The following is a 17,242-nucleotide window of genomic DNA, read 5'->3' as shown; positions in this document are numbered from 1 at the left end:
CACATGAGCATCAGAGCTGAAGAAATTAGCGCACTGATAAAGCAACAAATCGAGAACTATCAGTCTGAAATCGAAGTTAGTGATGTTGGTACAGTTATCCAAGTTGGTGACGGTATTGCGCGTGCTCATGGTCTTGATAACGTTATGGCTGGTGAACTTGTAGAGTTCTCTAACGGCGTTATGGGACTAGCACAAAACTTAGAGGAAAACAACGTAGGTATCATTATTTTAGGACCTTACACAGAAATCCGTGAAGGTGACGAAGTTCGTCGTACTGGTCGCATCATGCAAGTACCAGTAGGAAAAGAACTAATCGGTCGTGTTGTAAACCCATTAGGTCAACCAGTTGATGGTTTAGGCCCAATCAATACAACAAACACTCGTCCAATCGAAAGTCCAGCACCAGGTGTAATGGATCGTAAATCTGTTCATGAGCCACTTCAAACAGGTATTAAAGCGATCGATGCTCTTGTACCAATTGGCCGTGGTCAACGTGAGTTAATCATCGGTGACCGTCAAACAGGTAAAACAGCAGTTGCACTTGATACAATCATTAACCAAAAAGATGAAGATATGGTTTGTATCTATGTAGCTATCGGACAAAAAGAATCAACTGTACGTAACGTAGTAGAAACACTACGTAAGCACGGTGCATTAGATTACACAATCGTTGTAACTGCATCAGCTTCTCAACCAGCTCCATTATTATACCTAGCTGCTTATGCTGGTGTAACAATGGGTGAAGAGTTTATGTACAATGGTAAACACGTATTAGTAGTATATGATGACTTATCTAAACAAGCAGCGGCTTACCGTGAGCTTTCATTACTATTACGTCGTCCTCCAGGTCGTGAAGCATATCCAGGGGATGTATTCTACTTACATTCTCGTTTATTAGAGCGTGCAGCAAAATTAAGTGATGCAAGAGGCGGCGGTTCTTTAACTGCACTACCTTTCATCGAAACACAAGCAGGGGACGTATCAGCTTACATCCCAACCAACGTAATCTCTATTACGGATGGACAAATCTTCTTACAATCTGACCTATTCTTCTCTGGCGTACGTCCAGCGATCGATGCGGGTACTTCTGTATCTCGTGTAGGTGGATCTGCTCAGATTAAAGCAATGAGTAAAGTATCAGGTACACTTCGTCTTGACCTTGCATCTTACCGAGAGTTAGAAGCGTTCGCTCAGTTCGGTTCTGACCTTGATAAAGCAACACAAGCGAAATTAAACCGTGGTGCTCGTACAGTTGAGGTATTAAAACAAGGATTACACAAACCGTTACGTGTAGAGAAACAAGTTATCATTCTTTATGCTTTAACACGTGGATTCCTAGATGATATCCCAGTAGTAGATATCACTCGTTTCGAAGAAGAATTCCATGCTTGGTTAGATTCAAATGCAGCTGACTTATTAAGCGAAATTCGCACAACTAAGAAACTTGCGGATGACGACAAATTTGCAGCAGCAATTAACGGATTTAAAAAAGTATTCGTAGCTTCTGAATAATAAATAAAAGCGGAAGCGGCTCGTCCTGAATGTGAGGGGGATGGAGCTTCTGACGAAGAGGCGGTTTTTGCCTCGTAGGAAGAAGTGAAGCCACCGAGCATTCAAGCCGCTGGAGCTAGATAAATAAAAGTGAAGTCGACTGTGGCTTAGCTAGATCATATAAAGGCATCTCAGCTTTTGAGATTGCTGACGGTTATGTAAAGGAAAAGAGTAGGTGCACCTATTCTTTTCCTTCAATCATGAGCAAGAATATCTTGCAACGTAGATTAGGAAGAGGATTCTTACTAATCGTGCCAACTTCCGGAAAAAAGGTGGTGAAAACCTGTGGCATCTTTACGCGATATAAAAGCGAAGATTAACTCGACAAAGAAAACGAGTCAAATTACGAAAGCGATGGAGATGGTATCTGCATCTAAGTTAAACCGTGCAGAGCAAAATGCTAAATCTTTCGTTCCGTATATGGAAAAGATTCAAGAAGTAGTAGCGAGCATTGCGCAAGGAAGTAAAGGGATTAATCATCCAATGCTAAATGCGCGTCCTGTAAAGCGTACAGGATACATCGTTATTACATCTGATCGCGGACTAGCAGGTGGTTATAACAGTAACGTATTACGTACAGTAAGTAACGTAATTCGTGAACGTCATAATATGGATTCAAACCAATATTCAATTATTGTGCTTGGACGACTAGGACGTGATTATTTAAAACGTCGCGGCTTTAACATCATTGATGAAGTAGTTGGATTATCTGACCACCCATCATTTATTGATATTAAAGATATTGCTTCTCGAGCAATTGCGATGTTCGCAGATGGTGCTTATGATGAGCTGTACATTTACTACAATCATTATGTAAGTAAAATTTCACAAGAAGTAACGGAGAATAAAATTTTACCGCTTACGGATGTGGCGTCTGACAAACCGACGACAGCTTATGAATTCGAACCTTCTGAAGAAGAAATTTTAAAAGTATTATTGCCACAATACGCAGAAAGCTTAGTGTACGGTGCATTACTAGACGGTAAAGCAAGTGAGCACGCGGCGCGTATGACAGCAATGAAGAGTGCTACAGACAACGCAATGGAAGTTATCGATTCACTTACACTTTCATTCAACCGTGCACGTCAAGCAGCGATTACGCAAGAAATTACGGAAATCGTTGGTGGAGTAGCAGCGTTAGAATAGTAATAAAAAGCGTAGGCGGTTCGTTCAGAATGAGAGGGGAATGGAGCTTTTGACATAGAGGCGATTTGTGCCTCGCAGGAAAAAGCGAAGCCACCGAACATTCTAACCGCTGGAGCTAGATTCAATAAAAAGCGTAGGCGGCTCGTCCAAAACAGGAGAGTCGCGTAAGCTATAAACTAATAAAAATTAAAAGCCGACTTCTCTTAGAAAGCTGGCTAATTAAAAGAAAGCTAGGAGGGAACCCGATGAATAAAGGGCGCGTTACGCAAATCATGGGTCCGGTTGTAGACGTTAAGTTTGATGGCGGAAAGCTACCAGAAATCTACAACGCCCTTACGGTAAAACAAAGCAACGAAAACGGAGCAAGCATTAACTTAACATTTGAAGTTGCACTTCATTTAGGTGATGACACAGTTCGTACAGTTGCGATGTCTTCCACAGATGGACTTGTTCGTGGCACAGAAGTAGAAGATACTGGTAAAGCAATCTCTGTACCAGTTGGTGATGCAACACTTGGTCGTGTATTTAACGTATTAGGTGATGCAATTGACTTAGATGGTGAAGTTCCTGCCGATGTACGTCGTGATCCAATTCACCGTCAAGCGCCTGCATTCGAAGAGTTATCTACTAAAGTAGAAATTCTTGAAACTGGTATTAAAGTAGTAGATTTACTTGCCCCTTACATTAAGGGTGGTAAGATCGGTCTATTCGGTGGTGCCGGTGTAGGTAAAACAGTATTAATTCAGGAATTAATTAACAACATCGCACAAGAACACGGTGGTATCTCTGTATTCGCTGGTGTAGGTGAGCGTACTCGTGAGGGTAATGACTTATACCACGAAATGAGCGATTCTGGCGTAATTAAGAAAACTGCGATGGTATTCGGACAAATGAACGAGCCACCTGGAGCACGTCAACGTGTTGCATTAACAGGCTTAACAATGGCTGAACATTTCCGTGATGAGCAAGGACAAGACGTACTATTGTTCATCGATAACATCTTCCGTTTCACGCAAGCAGGTTCTGAAGTATCTGCCCTTCTTGGTCGTATGCCATCTGCGGTAGGTTACCAACCAACACTTGCAACAGAAATGGGTCAATTACAAGAGCGTATTACATCTACAAATAAAGGATCTATCACGTCTATCCAAGCGGTATATGTACCAGCCGATGACTATACGGATCCAGCACCAGCTACAACGTTCGCTCACTTAGATGCAACAACAAACTTAGAGCGTCGTTTAACACAAATGGGTATTTACCCAGCCGTAGATCCATTAGCATCTACATCTCGTGCACTTTCTCCAGAAATCGTAGGAGAAGAGCATTATGGAGTAGCTCGTCAAGTACAGCAAACTTTACAACGTTATAAAGAGCTTCAAGATATCATCGCTATCTTAGGTATGGATGAGTTATCTGAAGAAGATAAGTTAGTTGTACATCGTGCTCGTCGTATTCAATTCTTCTTATCTCAAAACTTCCACGTAGCTGAGCAGTTTACAGGTCAAAAAGGTTCTTACGTACCTGTAAAAAATACAGTTAGTGGTTTCAAAGAAATTCTAGAAGGAAAATATGATGACCTTCCAGAAGATGCATTCCGTCTTGTTGGTAGCATTGAAGATGTTATTGAAAACGCGAAGAAAATGATGGCGTAAGGCCTTAGGAGGGACGAATTATGAAGACATTTCCAGTCAGTATTGTAACTCCTGATGGACCGGTTTACGAAAAAGAAGTAGAAATGGTAAGTGTAAAAGCAGAGAGTGGGGAAATGGGGATCTTACCAGGTCACATTCCAACTGTTGCACCGTTAAAAATTAGTGCAGTTCGTCTGAAACATGATGGGCACACTGATTATGTAGCAGTAAGCGGTGGCTTTATCGAAGTTCGTCCAGATAAAGTAACTGTATTATCATCATCTGCTGAAGAAGCAAACCATATCGACATCCATCGTGCAAATGAATCGAAACGTCGCGCTGAGCAACGTATGCAAGAGAAACAAGCACATGTTGACTTTAGACGTGCAGAAATGGCATTACAGCGTGCTGTGAACCGTTTAAACGTTTCTGATATGAAGTAAAAAAACCGTAAAGGCTTTGCCTTTACGGTTTTTTTGTTATGGATATAAATTAAAAGAGGAAAAAACGCCTTTTTTTAGGTAGGAGAGAGCATCTAGCCATGTATAGAAGCGGTCAGGGCTTTTTTCTGCCCCATGCCAGGTGAAAATCAAGAAATAAAAAGAACTGCAGGTTAGTTATTTGTTATGCATAGCTGTGTTTTATTTAAATGTCGAAACTGGAACTGAATTTAATGGATGGAATAAATTTGAAAAATCGGTATAATTATATTGATGTTTGTATAAGTAGAGAATGTACAACAATTTATATTTCATAAAGGAGATGAATCAATGATCGGTGAAATGAAACGAGAAGCGTTGCACTCTTTAAAGGGAAAATGGGGACTAGGTGTTGGATCAACGATTTTATATTTTATTTTAAGTTATGTTGTTTCAATGGCCGCAATGCTCATACTTTTAATTCCAGGACTTATTATATTTTTCTTATTTGCTGGTTTAACAGGCTCACTTGAAGAGGAAACAATATCAATCGGAGCAGGTGTTACATTTGGGATCTTTTATTGCATAATGATCATTTTGAGTAATGCATCTTATGGTATTACATCGTACGGTTATACGAATGTGTTGCTACAAATTAGTAAACGAGAAGATGCTAGAGTAGATTATTTATTTGAAGGATTTCGCGGCTTTAAAAGAATGATGAAAACAATGTGGGCAATGCTTGCGATTTTGTTATATACAGGTACATGGATTCCGATGTTGTTACTAGGTTTATTCGCGTTTTTGGGTGAAGAAGGGAATACGTCGTTTGCAATTGCTTTCTTCGTATTATTAGCTATTTCAATTGTCGGCATGATTGTAATGTATTTTTCTTATGCGATGACGTATTATGTGATGATTGAAAATCCAGATTATAGCGTTTCACAGGCGATGAAAGAAAGTAAGAATCTTATGAAGGGACATAAACTAGATTTATTTCTTCTATGGCTTAGCTTCATAGGGTGGGCTATTTTAGCGATTCTTACTCTTGGAATAGGGTTTCTTTGGCTTAGTCCATATGTAGGTACAACGACAGCACATTTTTATCGCTATATTGCAAAAGGTGAATTGCAGTAGGAACATGCTATACTAATGGAATTGTTACGTATAGGAGGCTAATTATGATTAGTGATTTAAAAGGAGAAGCGCTAGATTCACTAGAAGGAAAATGGGGCTTAGCTGTTGGGGCAACATTACTTATTTCGATTCTTACTTCAGTTTTTAGTTTTAGTATTCAGTTCATTCTCTCTCAGGTTTGGGAGTGGAAAGAAGTGAATAGCTCACTTTCAATAGAGGTTATTACAATATTGCTGTTGGGGCCTTTAACGCTAGGGGGGTATTGTTTAGCGCTACATATAATTCGTGAAAAAGAAGCGCGTATTGGGCATATATTCAGATGGTTTACAGCAGGAAGTAAGTTTATAAAATCATTTTTATTATATATAGTAGTAAACATTTATATTTTCTTATGGTGCTTACTATTTATTATTCCAGGCATTATTAAATCATTTTCTTATGCGATGACGTATTTTATTATAAATGATCATCCTGAGTATTCAATAAATCAAGCTATTACAGAAAGTCGTCGTATGATGGCTGGACATAAGATGGAGTATTTCATTTTATGTTTAAGTTTTATTGGTTGGTTTATATTAAGTTGTATTACATTAGGGATTGGATTTTTATGGTTGATTCCATATTTTTATACAACGGCAGCAGCTTTTTACGAAGAGATTGCAGAGGAATATTACGAAAAAAAAATTCCAACACTTTAAAAAAACACCCAGTGTGAACTATTGGTTCATACTGGGTGTTTTTTGTAAAAATTTTATAAACTGTTTACTTGTTAGAGGTTTACTGAAATAGTAACCTTGCATGTATTTACAGTTGTTTTTTTGCAGAAACTTAAGCTGCTTTTCTGTTTCAATTCCTTCAGCAACGACAGAGAGATTTAAAGTATTTGCAAGAGAAAGGATAGTGGAAACGATGGCTCTCTCTTCAGGTCGATGATCGGCTAGTTGTGTAAATTCTTTTGGTACCTTTAATGTATCGATAGGGAAAATTGATAAATAAGCAAGAGAAGAGTAGCCGGTACCGAAGTCATCAAGGGACGTTTGAATACCATATTCTTTTAATTGCTTTAGTCTCGATAATGTTTCCTTTTCATCAATCATCGCAATTCGTTCTGTTAGTTCAAGTGTTACATCTTTCGGGTCAATCTTTACGTCCTTTAGTATTCGTGAAATATTTTCGATGAATTGATTTTGTGTAAATTCTTTCGCTGATAAATTGACACTCATTTTTAAGTTTGTGTATCCAAAACTTTGCCATATTTTTAGTTGACGACAAGATTCTTGTAGCACCCAATGTCCAAGTGGGATGACCTGCGGAGTCTCTTCCACAATTGGAATGAACTCACATGGTGAAATGTCACCTAATAGTGGATGTTTCCAACGTATTAATGCTTCAGCACCGATAATTTTATTTGTTGTCGTATCAATTTGTGGTTGATAGACGAGATAAAATTCGTTGTTTACTAAAGCGAGTGGCAAATCTTTTTCGATTCGAGCCTTACGTTCCATTTTCTTGTATAGTTCTTTCGTGTAAAGAGAGCTACGATTTTTCCCTTTATTTTTTGCCTCATACATGGCCATATCGGCATGTTGTAAAATAGACAGCGGGTCTTCTCCTGCTTCAGGGTATATGGCAATCCCGATACTCGGTGAGATTCGTAAATGTTGATTTTCGATTTCGAATGGTTCGTTCATGGCTACTACAATCATATCAGCTATCCTTTTTACATCTGTCCTTTTTTGATAATTTTCGATAAGGATTGTGAACTCATCCCCAGCTAGTCGAGCAAGTTTCATATTCTGTGTTGATATTCGTTCGAGCCTTTTTGCTACTGCAATTAATAAGAGATCTCCTACCCGGTGACCGAGTGTATCATTAATAACTTTAAAGCGATCTAGGTCTAGAAACATAACAGCAAAAGGTCTTTTCGATATTTTTGCTCGTGCAAGTGCTTCTTCTAACTGCTGATGAAATGAACGGCGATTTGCAAGTTCCGTTAAAGTATCGTGATATGCTAGGAAATTAATTTGTTCTTGTTGATGCTTGCTTTCTGTAATATCTTTAATCATTAAATAGGCCCCAGAAATATGTTCCTTTAAAAAGATGGGAACAGCTGTAACATGCAAGTAGTAAATATCTCTATTTTTATGATATGCCCGTATTTCTAAAGAAATAGATTTCCCTTTTTTAACGTGACGAAAGGCATTAATGATTTCTTCCAAATCTTCTTTATACATAAGTGAATAGTATGGTTGGTTTAATAATTCATTCGTTTGATAACCGAGTAAAGTAGTTCCAGCGTTGTTCACATTGAGGAAATTACCGTACAAATCTAATGTGAAAATTGGATCTGGATGATGCTCGTATAAAGATTTAAACATTTGTTGGTTATGATATAACTCATTTTTTTGTTCTACTAAATCTTCTGTACGTAGTTCGATTTGTTTCTCGAGTTCTAAGCTGAATTGCATTTGTGCTAGCAATAATATTTTATTTTGTCTTCGAACTAACGTATGGCGTATGAGAACGAATGCGAAAGTTACTATAAGTCCAATTACTACGATAGGTGCAAAAACATTTTCGACCAATAGAAAAACAATAAGCATCACTACAGAAATATACGGTAATGATAATCGGATGGATTCACCCACTTGAGGTGTTAGTAATACTTGTTCTTGTTTTTCAGGCTCTTTTGTGTGAAGTATACAAGCGATTGCTACTAATACTAGGGTTACTTGATATAATGGAGCAACTGTGAACATAGAGTGCTCGGGCTGGAAGTATTTGATATAAGCATAAATAGCATCCGTAGTAGCATACAAAATTAAAGAGCTGCCAAGAAGAGCGCCAACTTGTTTTGGTAGTAAGAATAATGGCCTGAATAAGAGGTTGATTCCTATTAAAAGAAAGAGTAAATCAGCCATGGGATACGTGAGTTGAACAAACATGTCGATATATGATGTTGTAAAAATATGAATGGTTCTTTCAATAAGCAAATAGTAGCTTAAAGTAAATTGAGCTGTAACAATAATACAAATATCACATATCGTAAAAAGCTGCTCCAATAAGTCTCGGCCATAAATAATTTCATATAGAAAGGCAAATGTAAAGCTAATTAAAAATAATAAGTAAAAAAAGTCTGATGGGTCAACGAATGTATAGTAGTCATGCAAAATTAAGCGTTGATAAGCAACTACTATATCGCCGATGAAATAAGAGAAAGATCCGATAGTTAATATCATCCAAAATAAACGAGCTAACCCTTGTTTCATATTGGAAAAGTAAAATATATAACTACAAATTGTAATATCAATTAATATGGTACTTATTCCAGTTAATATTTGAAATGGAAGTGCGTATTCATATAAAAAGGGCATTGATACGTAATGAATAGTTATATACAACAATGCAATGCTTATTAGAATACTTACATGTGTTTGTTTTTTCATTTATATCACCCACTGTATATACATAAGAACCACCTTTTTGTAGTTTATGTTTTTTAGGATTGCTTGAAAAACATATAGAACTTCTATATTTATTTTACACATTTATTATGAGTTGTAAAAATAGATTTGCTCAGTAAGTATTAATTGTTGTTTCTGTTCCCAATATATCGACATAGGAATTTGAAGTTTGCTATAATGGACTAAATAGTTGCATTATTTAGAAAAATTTAAAAATAATAAATAATGCAAGTAAGACATATTGTTTACTATGTGAACTTGTTCTTAATTCAGGGGGGAGGGTTTCACAATGGCAAGTGTATATGAAAATAGTTATATGATCGTTTTGATTTTCTTGCTATTAGGTATATTGCTGCCGGTAGTGGCTCTTACATTAGGAAAAATGCTGCGTCCAAATAAACCGAGTGCAGCGAAAGCGACGACGTATGAGAGTGGAATTGAGCCTTTTCATGATGCAAATATTCGGTTTCATGCTCGTTATTATATTTTCGCTTTATTGTTCGTCATCTTTGATGTAGAAACTTTATTTTTATACCCATGGGCTGTTGCATATGACAAGCTGGGTTTATTTGCACTGATTGAAATGCTCATTTTTGTTGTGATGTTGCTAGTTGGATTAGCGTATGCTTGGAAAAAGAAGGTGTTACAATGGTTATAAATTTTGAGGAATTACACCCGCGGGATCGAGCGGAATTAGAAAGAAATATCTTTTTTTCTACATTGGAACAGTTGAAGGGATGGGCGCGGAGCAACTCTTTATGGCCGATGACATTTGGACTGGCATGCTGTGCGATTGAAATGATGGGAGTAGGCTCATCACATTACGATTTAGATCGATTTGGGTCATTTTTTCGGACTTCACCAAGACAATCGGATGTCATGATTGTGTCAGGAACGGTAACGAAGAAAATGGCGCCTATTGTTCGGCGCTTATATGATCAAATGCCTGAACCAAAGTGGGTAATTGCGATGGGGTCTTGTGCAACAGCCGGTGGTCCGTATGTGAATTCGTATGCTGTTGTGAAAGGTGTAGATCAAATTGTACCAGTTGATGTGTATATTCCTGGATGCCCTCCAAATCCTGCTGCTTTAATTTATGGAATTAATAAATTAAAAGAAAAAATTCGTTACGAGGCGAGGACCGGGAAGCAGGTGACGAATAAATGAGTGATCCAAATAAAGACTTAGAAAGTATGAAAAGAGAAGCAGCCCGTCATGCGAAAGAGGAAGCGCGAAAACGTCTTGCTGCGAAACATGAGGCGGAAATGTCTAAACTTGAAGGAGAACATCGAGAAGAAGAGAAAGCGCTACCAAAAGATAAGGGGATTAATGTAGAAGAAGCGAAGGCGAAAGCCGCAGCAGCCGCAAAAGCGAAAGCAGCGGCATTAGCGAAGCAGAAGCGAGAAGGAAACGAAGGAGTAACGGACGAAGAAAAGGTCAAAGCGAAGGCCGCAGCAGCAGCCAAAGCAAAAGCGGCGGCATTAGCGAAGCAGAAGCGAGAAGGAAACGAAGAAGTAACGGACGAAGAAAAAGTCAAAGCGAAAGCCGCAGCAGCCGCAAAAGCAAAAGCGGCGGCATTAGCGAAGCAGAAGCGAGAAGGAAACGAAGAAGTAACGGACGAAGAAAAAGTCAAAGCGAAGGCGAAAGCCGCAGCAGCCGCAAAAGCAAAAGCGGCGGCACTAGCGAAGCAGAAGCGAGAAGGAAACGAAGAAGTAACGGACGAAGAAAAAGTCAAAGCGAAGGCGAAAGCCGCAGCAGCCGCAAAAGCAAAAGCGGCGGCAYTAGCGAAGCAGAAGCGAGAAGGAAACGAAGAAGTAACGGACGAAGAAAAAGTCAAAGCGAAGGCAAAGGCTGTAGCAGCTGCAAAAGCAAAAGCGGCAGCGTTGGCGAAAGTGAAATCCTCGCAAGGTGATGGGGATTCTGGAGATGAGAAAGCAAAGGCAATTGCAGCCGCGAAAGCGAAAGCCGCTGCTGCGGCAAGGGCAAAGGGAGCTGTAAATAAGATAGAAGATGAACCGCAGCAGGAAGAACCATCAGTTAACCAACCATATTTAAATCGCTATGTGGAGATTGTTAAGGAGAAGATAGGGGAATATGCATTAGTAGATTCCTATATTAATAAGCTTTCAAAAGATGTTCCAACGCTTGTGGTGGAGCCTTCAAAATATTATGAAGTGATGGAATTGCTACGATCCCATGAGGGACTTGCTTTTGATTATATGTCAGAGCTACATGCGACGGATTTTGTGACACATATGGAAGTGTATGTTCATTTATTTTCATATGGAAAGAAACAGTCAGTAGCAGTGAAGGTAAAGCTGGATAGGGAAGCGCCGCAAGTAGAATCGGTGACGCCGCTTTGGAAAGGGGCAGATTGGCCGGAGCGTGAAGCGTATGATTTGCTCGGTATTGTATTTGAAGGTCATCCTAATTTATCTCGCATTTTAATGCCAGATGATTGGGTAGGGTATCCGCTTAGGAAAGATTATGAACCGTATGATGTGGAGGTGTAGCTTGTGATCCGTACGGAAGAGATGCTCTTAAATGTAGGACCGCAGCACCCGAGTACACATGGTGTGTTTCGGCTTGTAATTAAGATTGACGGGGAAATTATTAAAGAGGCTACACCGGTTATCGGATATTTGCATCGCGGAACAGAAAAGATCGCTGAGAGCTTACAATATACGCAAATTATCCCGTATACAGATCGAATGGACTATCTATCAGCGATGACGAATAATTACGTCCTTTGCCATGCTGTAGAGACGATGATGGATCTTGAGATTCCAGAGCGTGCTGAATATTTACGGGTGCTTGCGATGGAGCTTGGGAGAGTTGCGAGCCATCTCGTCTGGTGGGGAACGAACTTGCTTGATATAGGAGCGGTTAGCCCGTTTCTATACGCCTTTCGTGAACGAGAGATGATTATAAATTTATTAACTGAATTGTGCGGTGCAAGGCTTACTTTTAACTATATGAGAGTTGGCGGCGTGAAGTGGGATGCGCCAGACGGCTGGATTGAAAAGGTGAAAGAGTTTGTTCCATATATGAGAGAGCAATTGGCAGGTTACCACGATCTCGTTAGCGGAAATGAAATTTTCTTAAATCGTGTGAAAGGCGTTGGTATATATAACGCGGAAGAGGCGATTTCATATTCTTTAAGCGGAGCGAATTTACGGTGCACGGGGGTAAAATGGGATCTTCGTAAAGATGAGCCGTATTCTATTTATGATCGTTTTGACTTTGATGTTCCTGTTGGGAGCGTGGGAGATGCTTGGGATCGCTACGTTTGCCGGATGGAGGAAATTGAGGAGTCATTGAAAATTATTGAGCAAGCAGCCGAGCAGTTCCCGAAAGACGGCGCTGTGCTGGCGAAAGTCCCGAAAATTATTAAGGCACCTAAGGGAGAAGCGTTCGTCCGTATAGAGTCACCGCGTGGAGAGATTGGCTGTTATATTGCTAGTGATGGAAAGAAAGAGCCGTACCGTTTGAAATTTCGTAGACCGTCTTTTTATAATTTGCAAATCCTACCGAAATTATTGAAAGGTGAAAATATCGCCAATTTAATTACGATTTTAGGTGGGGTTGATATTGTACTTGGGGAGGTTGACGGCTAATGATTGAGACGCTCTTACAATCACCTTCAAGCTGGACGAATTTCTTCATTTTTTTCGGGTTAGCGGTGCTTCTATTATTTGCAGTCCTTGGCTTCGTTACATACGGTATTTTGGCAGAACGGAAAGTGATGGGATTTATGCAAGGACGGATTGGGCCAAACCAAGTTGGGGGCCGGTTCGGTTTACTCCAAACGGTAGCTGATGTTTTGAAACTATTATTAAAAGAAGATAGCATTCCGAAAGCTGCTGATAAACCGTTGTTTATATTAGCACCTGTTATTGCATTCGCACCAGCATTTATGGTGCTTGCGGTTATCCCGTTTACTGATAAATTTCAGTTCGCGGATATTGGCGTAGGGTTACTGTATTACATTGCTGTTTCTGGGATTACGACGATCGGCGTCGTAACTGGGGGATGGGCATCAAATAATAAATATTCCCTTTTAGGAGGGATGCGAGCGGCGGCACAAATGATTTCTTATGAGATTCCACTTGTGATGAGTGTAATTGGTGTCGTTTTGTTAGCTGGTAGTCTTAACTTGAATGAAATTGTAGCGGCGCAGGAGAAGGTATGGTACATTTTCGCACAGCCAATCGGTTTCGTCATTTTCTTAATCGCGGCAGTTGCAGAGTTAAATAGGACGCCGTTTGATTTACCAGAAGCGGAGTCAGAACTTGTTTCAGGATACCATACGGAATACTCAGGGTTTCGCTGGGCGTTTTTCATGCTTTCAGAGTATGTATATTTTTTCGGAATGGCATCTTTAATTACAGTACTCTTTTTAGGCGGATGGAATCCAGTTATGTTCCTTGGATTTATTCCAGGAGCCGTATGGTTTGCTTTGAAATTTAGCAGTGTGGTCTTTCTATTGATTTGGTTCCGCGTTACGTTCCCGCGTATAAGAGGTGACCAGTTAATGGAGTTTGGATGGAAAGTATTATTACCAATCGCACTTGCAAATATTTTCTTAACGGCATTGATTAAGGAGCTATTCTTCTAATCTATGAAGGGGGTGCCAGCAAGAGATGAAAGGACTATTTAAAGGGTTAAAATATACGCTTAGTAATTTGAGTAAGAAAAAGGTGACGTATGATTATCCAAATCAACCGTTGCCATTACCAGACCGCTTTCGAGGTATTCAAAAGTTTTATCCAGAGAAATGTATTGTTTGTAATCAGTGTTCCAACATTTGTCCGACAGATTGCATTCAATTAACAGGAAAAAAACATCCTGATCCTACAAAAAAAGGAAAAATTATCGACACGTATGATATTAATTTTGAAATTTGTATTCTTTGCGATTTATGTACAGAAGTTTGCCCGACAGAGGCGATTGTAATGACAAATAACTTTGAACTCGCAGAGTATTCACGTGATGATTTATTTAAAAATTTGCAGTGGCTTGACGAGAACGACGAGAACGTCAGGAAGGAGAATAAAGCATGAATGGCGAGTTTGTAGCTTTCTTTATATTATCCTTGTCTGCGATTATCGGCGGCGTTCTTATGCTGAATTTAACGAAAGTAATGCATATGATGCTGGCCCTTGTGCTTACGTTCCTTAGCATTGCGGGTTTGTACTTTCTCTTATCAGCCGAATTTATCGGAGTTGCACAAATTTTACTTTACTCTGGTGCGATCACTATTATTATGATTTTTGGCATTATGTTAACGAAACATAACGCGGAAAATGAATCGCGCCTTACTCTTCGAAAATGGATTATCTTCTTTGCGGTTGTAGCATTTGGAGCAGTTATGTATTTCGCTGTTAATAGTATCGATTTTTCAAATCAAAGCACACAAGGAAGTTTACCTCTCCATGAAAACAACACACTTCAAATCGGTACACTTCTCTATTCAAAATATATTATTCCATTTGAGTTAACCTCAGTTCTTTTACTTGTAGCACTTGTAGGAGCGATTATCCTTGCGAAGAAGGATGAGGGAGAGGAGGATTCCCCATGAGTAGCGTTCCAGCTTCTGCGTATTTAACACTTGCGATTATTTTGTTTTGCATCGGCTTATTTGGAGCTTTAACAAAGCGAAATACAGTAATTGTATTAGTTTGTATCGAATTGATGCTAAATGCGGCCAATTTAAATTTAGTAGCGTTTAGTAAATTAGGCTTGTTTCCGAATTTAACAGGACAAATTTTTTCGCTGTTTACGATGTCTGTAGCGGCAGCGGAGGCAGCGGTAGGTCTTGCAATTTTGATTGCTTTGTACCGTAATCGCCCGACAGTTCATGTAGATGAGATGGATACGCTCAAAGGATAGCATTGTGACCGAAAAGGGGGAAGGAAACAATGATCGATTATGCATGGCTCATACCGCTTTTCCCGCTTGTTTCGTTTTTGTTACTTATTGTGTTCGGGAAGAAAATTAGAGAGGGAAGTAGTGTACTAGGTATTTTCTTTACCTTTCTCTCCTTTATATCCGCGGTAGTGGTACTAATAGAACGGTTTTCATCCGAGGCAGTGAAGCATAAGTGGGTATGGCTTAGGGTAGGAGATATAGATATATCATTTGGTTTTGAAGTTACCGCATTAGGAGCTTTAATGTTGTTTATCGTTACGCTTGTGAGTTTTCTTGTACATGTGTACTCAAAAGGTTATATGAAAGGTGACGCCAGATTATCAACCTTTTATGCATATTTAGGGCTCTTTACATTTGCGATGCTTGGGCTAGTTATATCGACGAATTTATTACAGCTTTATATATTTTGGGAGTTAGTCGGCCTTGGTTCGTTTTTACTTATCGGTTTTTATTTCTTTAAAGAAGAAGCGAAGGCTGCTGCGAAAAAGGCTTTTATTATGACACGCATTGGGGATGTTGGGCTATTTGTTGGGATGATTTTAATTTTTTGGCACGCAGGTAGTTTTGAATATGACGCGATTTTTAAAGCGATTCATACGGGCGACCTCTCTCCTTCTATGATTACAATAACGGCGATATTAATTTTTATCGGTGCGATGGGGAAATCGGGTCAGTTCCCGCTTCATACATGGTTGCCAGATGCAATGGAAGGACCGACGCCTGTTTCGGCACTTATTCACGCGGCAACGATGGTTGCAGCCGGCGTATATTTAGTAGCGACGATGTTTCCGCTATTTTCAGCAAGTGCGGTAGCGATGCAAACTGTGGCAATCGTTGGGGCTTTCACCGCAATCTTTGCGGCCTCTATTGGTCTAGTGCAAACAGATATTAAGAGGGTTCTTGCTTATTCTACAGTTAGTCAGCTCGGGTATATGATGCTTGCGCTAGGCTCTGCTGGTTATGTAGCTGGTATCTTTCACTTAACGACACACGCCTTTTTTAAAGCATTATTGTTTCTGGCAGCAGGAAGTGTAATTCATGCAGCCCATACGCAAAACATTAATAAAATGGGCGGTTTACAGAAAAAGATGAAAGTAACCGGTGCACTATTTTTAATAGGCACACTTGCAATTAGTGGTGTTCCTCTTCTTTCCGGATTTTTTAGTAAAGATGAAATTTTAGCGGCGGCTTGGATGAATGGCAATTACTTTCTATTCGTTTTAGCAGTAATTGCGGCATTTCTAACAGCATTTTATATGTTCCGTCTATACTTTCTTGTCTTTACAGGGGAAACGAAGACGAAGGAAGAGGTGCATGAATCGCCTCGCACCATGACGTATCCGATGATTGTCCTTGGTGTTCTTGCGGTAGTGGCAGGCTATATAAATACACCGTGGTTCGGGACGTTTCTTGGGGATTGGCTGACGAAGGATATAGGATTCAAGGTGAAGGAAGTGCATGGACCTGTTTGGATTATGGTTGTTGCGACGCTCGTTTCATTTGCGGGAATTGCCCTCGCATATTTCATATATGGTAAGAAATCAATCTCTAGAGATTGGGCCGGCGGAGAAGGGACGCCTCTTTATAACCTTTTGAAAGAAAAATATTATGTGGATGAACTATACAATGTGACGGTGCTTCCTATTACGAAAGGAATCGCTCATGTGCTTCGCTTATTTGAAGTATACGTTGTAGAAGGAATCGCAGTTTTAATTGCTGGATTCGTTAAAGGTATGAGTGGCCTAGGATCACGGCTTCAAAACGGGAATGTACAAGTGTATGGAACTGTAACAGCAGTTTCGCTCGCAGTGCTCCTAATTATTTTGTTATATACGGGAGGGGATTTACGATGAATGGATTGCTATTAACGTTCTTCATTTTTTCCCCACTTTTAGGAATTCTCTTGCTTTTATTAACGCCGAAACGAGAATCGCGTACAGTGCAGGCGCTTGGTTTATTC

16 protein-coding genes are annotated in these 17,242 nt (G+C 39.6%); 15 read left to right on the top strand and 1 reads right to left on the bottom strand.

What is annotated here, in order from left to right; translation table 11 throughout:
* Positions 1 to 3: 3 nt before the first annotated feature.
* From atpA to AC1DTM_RS02190, 6 genes are all read left to right on the top strand, one after another.
* Positions 4 to 1,512 carry a F0F1 ATP synthase subunit alpha gene (gene atpA, locus AC1DTM_RS02215; RefSeq protein ID WP_002113043.1) on the top strand — a complete coding sequence of 503 codons (1,509 nt, stop codon included), beginning with the start codon at positions 4 to 6 and terminating at the stop codon, positions 1,510 to 1,512.
* A gap of 324 nt (positions 1,513 to 1,836) precedes the next feature.
* Positions 1,837 to 2,697, top strand: a complete 861-nt coding sequence (gene atpG / locus AC1DTM_RS02210; RefSeq protein ID WP_002159783.1) for a F0F1 ATP synthase subunit gamma — start codon at positions 1,837 to 1,839, stop codon at positions 2,695 to 2,697.
* 245 nt (positions 2,698 to 2,942) lie between these two features.
* Positions 2,943 to 4,352, top strand: a complete 1,410-nt coding sequence (atpD, locus tag AC1DTM_RS02205) for a F0F1 ATP synthase subunit beta (protein ID WP_002089736.1) — start codon at positions 2,943 to 2,945, stop codon at positions 4,350 to 4,352.
* Positions 4,353 to 4,372: 20 nt separating this feature from the next.
* On the top strand, positions 4,373 to 4,774 hold the full coding sequence (gene atpC, locus AC1DTM_RS02200) for a F0F1 ATP synthase subunit epsilon (protein WP_002113040.1): 402 nt from the start codon (positions 4,373 to 4,375) through the stop codon (positions 4,772 to 4,774).
* A gap of 327 nt (positions 4,775 to 5,101) precedes the next feature.
* Complete coding sequence (locus tag AC1DTM_RS02195; protein ID WP_002159784.1) at positions 5,102 to 5,887, top strand: DUF975 family protein; 786 nt, start codon at positions 5,102 to 5,104, stop codon at positions 5,885 to 5,887.
* A 44-nt stretch (positions 5,888 to 5,931) separates the two neighbouring features.
* A complete protein-coding gene (locus AC1DTM_RS02190) occupies positions 5,932 to 6,585 on the top strand; it encodes a DUF975 family protein (RefSeq protein WP_078174948.1) in 654 nt (217 codons plus the stop codon).
* Positions 6,586 to 6,603: 18 nt separating this feature from the next.
* On the opposite strand, the gene AC1DTM_RS02185 is transcribed toward AC1DTM_RS02190, so the two are convergent.
* On the bottom strand, positions 6,604 to 9,333 hold the full coding sequence (locus AC1DTM_RS02185) for a putative bifunctional diguanylate cyclase/phosphodiesterase (RefSeq protein ID WP_088099722.1): 2,730 nt from the start codon (positions 9,331 to 9,333) through the stop codon (positions 6,604 to 6,606).
* A 307-nt stretch (positions 9,334 to 9,640) separates the two neighbouring features.
* Between AC1DTM_RS02185 and nuoA the strand changes: the two genes are divergently transcribed.
* Genes nuoA through nuoL form a run of 9 tightly spaced genes read left to right on the top strand, consistent with a single transcriptional unit; the run spans position 9,641 to position 17,135 of the window.
* Positions 9,641 to 10,009 (top strand): NADH-quinone oxidoreductase subunit NuoA, encoded by a 369-nt coding sequence (gene nuoA / locus AC1DTM_RS02180; RefSeq protein WP_000179270.1) that lies wholly within the window; start codon positions 9,641 to 9,643, stop codon positions 10,007 to 10,009.
* Positions 10,000 to 10,518, top strand: a complete 519-nt coding sequence (nuoB, locus tag AC1DTM_RS02175) for an NADH-quinone oxidoreductase subunit NuoB (protein WP_002113032.1) — start codon at positions 10,000 to 10,002, stop codon at positions 10,516 to 10,518. The genes nuoA and nuoB overlap by 10 nt, the downstream gene beginning before the upstream one ends.
* A complete protein-coding gene (locus AC1DTM_RS02170; RefSeq protein WP_477000023.1) occupies positions 10,515 to 11,864 on the top strand; it encodes an NADH-quinone oxidoreductase subunit C in 1,350 nt (449 codons plus the stop codon). The genes nuoB and AC1DTM_RS02170 overlap by 4 nt, the downstream gene beginning before the upstream one ends.
* Before the next feature lie 3 nt (positions 11,865 to 11,867).
* On the top strand, positions 11,868 to 12,968 hold the full coding sequence (nuoD, locus tag AC1DTM_RS02165) for an NADH-quinone oxidoreductase subunit NuoD (RefSeq protein ID WP_070170719.1): 1,101 nt from the start codon (positions 11,868 to 11,870) through the stop codon (positions 12,966 to 12,968).
* Complete coding sequence (gene nuoH, locus AC1DTM_RS02160; protein ID WP_002144750.1) at positions 12,968 to 13,969, top strand: NADH-quinone oxidoreductase subunit NuoH; 1,002 nt, start codon at positions 12,968 to 12,970, stop codon at positions 13,967 to 13,969. The genes nuoD and nuoH overlap by 1 nt, the downstream gene beginning before the upstream one ends.
* Positions 13,970 to 13,994: 25 nt before the next feature.
* Positions 13,995 to 14,414 (top strand): NADH-quinone oxidoreductase subunit NuoI, encoded by a 420-nt coding sequence (nuoI, locus tag AC1DTM_RS02155; RefSeq protein WP_000677191.1) that lies wholly within the window; start codon positions 13,995 to 13,997, stop codon positions 14,412 to 14,414.
* Positions 14,411 to 14,932, top strand: a complete 522-nt coding sequence (locus AC1DTM_RS02150) for an NADH-quinone oxidoreductase subunit J (RefSeq protein ID WP_002159789.1) — start codon at positions 14,411 to 14,413, stop codon at positions 14,930 to 14,932. Before nuoI ends, AC1DTM_RS02150 begins: the two co-directional genes overlap by 4 nt.
* Positions 14,929 to 15,243 carry an NADH-quinone oxidoreductase subunit NuoK gene (gene nuoK, locus AC1DTM_RS02145; RefSeq protein ID WP_000100081.1) on the top strand — a complete coding sequence of 105 codons (315 nt, stop codon included), beginning with the start codon at positions 14,929 to 14,931 and terminating at the stop codon, positions 15,241 to 15,243. Before AC1DTM_RS02150 ends, nuoK begins: the two co-directional genes overlap by 4 nt.
* 29 nt (positions 15,244 to 15,272) lie before the next feature.
* The gene (gene nuoL, locus AC1DTM_RS02140) at positions 15,273 to 17,135 is read left to right on the top strand and encodes an NADH-quinone oxidoreductase subunit L (RefSeq protein WP_088099719.1); all 1,863 of its coding nucleotides are present in this window, start codon (positions 15,273 to 15,275) and stop codon (positions 17,133 to 17,135) included.
* The last annotated feature ends 107 nt before the right edge of the window (positions 17,136 to 17,242 follow it).

The organism is Bacillus sp. P4_D3, assembly GCF_056401855.1.
This window is presented reverse-complemented; position numbering and strand designations above follow the sequence as displayed.

Bases quoted from the DNA above. Each gene is read 5' to 3' on its own strand.
- nuoL (WP_088099719.1), top strand. From the start codon at position 15,273: ATGATCGATTATGCATGGCTCATACCGCTTTTCCCGCTTGTTTCGTTT.
- nuoI (WP_000677191.1), top strand. From the start codon at position 13,995: ATGAAAGGACTATTTAAAGGGTTAAAATATACGCTTAGTAATTTGAGT.
- atpC (WP_002113040.1), top strand. From the start codon at position 4,373: ATGAAGACATTTCCAGTCAGTATTGTAACTCCTGATGGACCGGTTTAC.
- atpD (WP_002089736.1), top strand. From the start codon at position 2,943: ATGAATAAAGGGCGCGTTACGCAAATCATGGGTCCGGTTGTAGACGTT.
- atpA (WP_002113043.1), top strand. From the start codon at position 4: ATGAGCATCAGAGCTGAAGAAATTAGCGCACTGATAAAGCAACAAATC.
- nuoH (WP_002144750.1), top strand. From the start codon at position 12,968: ATGATTGAGACGCTCTTACAATCACCTTCAAGCTGGACGAATTTCTTC.
- AC1DTM_RS02190 (WP_078174948.1), top strand. From the start codon at position 5,932: ATGATTAGTGATTTAAAAGGAGAAGCGCTAGATTCACTAGAAGGAAAA.
- AC1DTM_RS02150 (WP_002159789.1), top strand. From the start codon at position 14,411: ATGAATGGCGAGTTTGTAGCTTTCTTTATATTATCCTTGTCTGCGATT.
- nuoB (WP_002113032.1), top strand. From the start codon at position 10,000: ATGGTTATAAATTTTGAGGAATTACACCCGCGGGATCGAGCGGAATTA.
- AC1DTM_RS02195 (WP_002159784.1), top strand. From the start codon at position 5,102: ATGATCGGTGAAATGAAACGAGAAGCGTTGCACTCTTTAAAGGGAAAA.
- nuoK (WP_000100081.1), top strand. From the start codon at position 14,929: ATGAGTAGCGTTCCAGCTTCTGCGTATTTAACACTTGCGATTATTTTG.
- AC1DTM_RS02185 (WP_088099722.1), bottom strand. From the start codon at position 9,333: ATGAAAAAACAAACACATGTAAGTATTCTAATAAGCATTGCATTGTTG.
- nuoA (WP_000179270.1), top strand. From the start codon at position 9,641: ATGGCAAGTGTATATGAAAATAGTTATATGATCGTTTTGATTTTCTTG.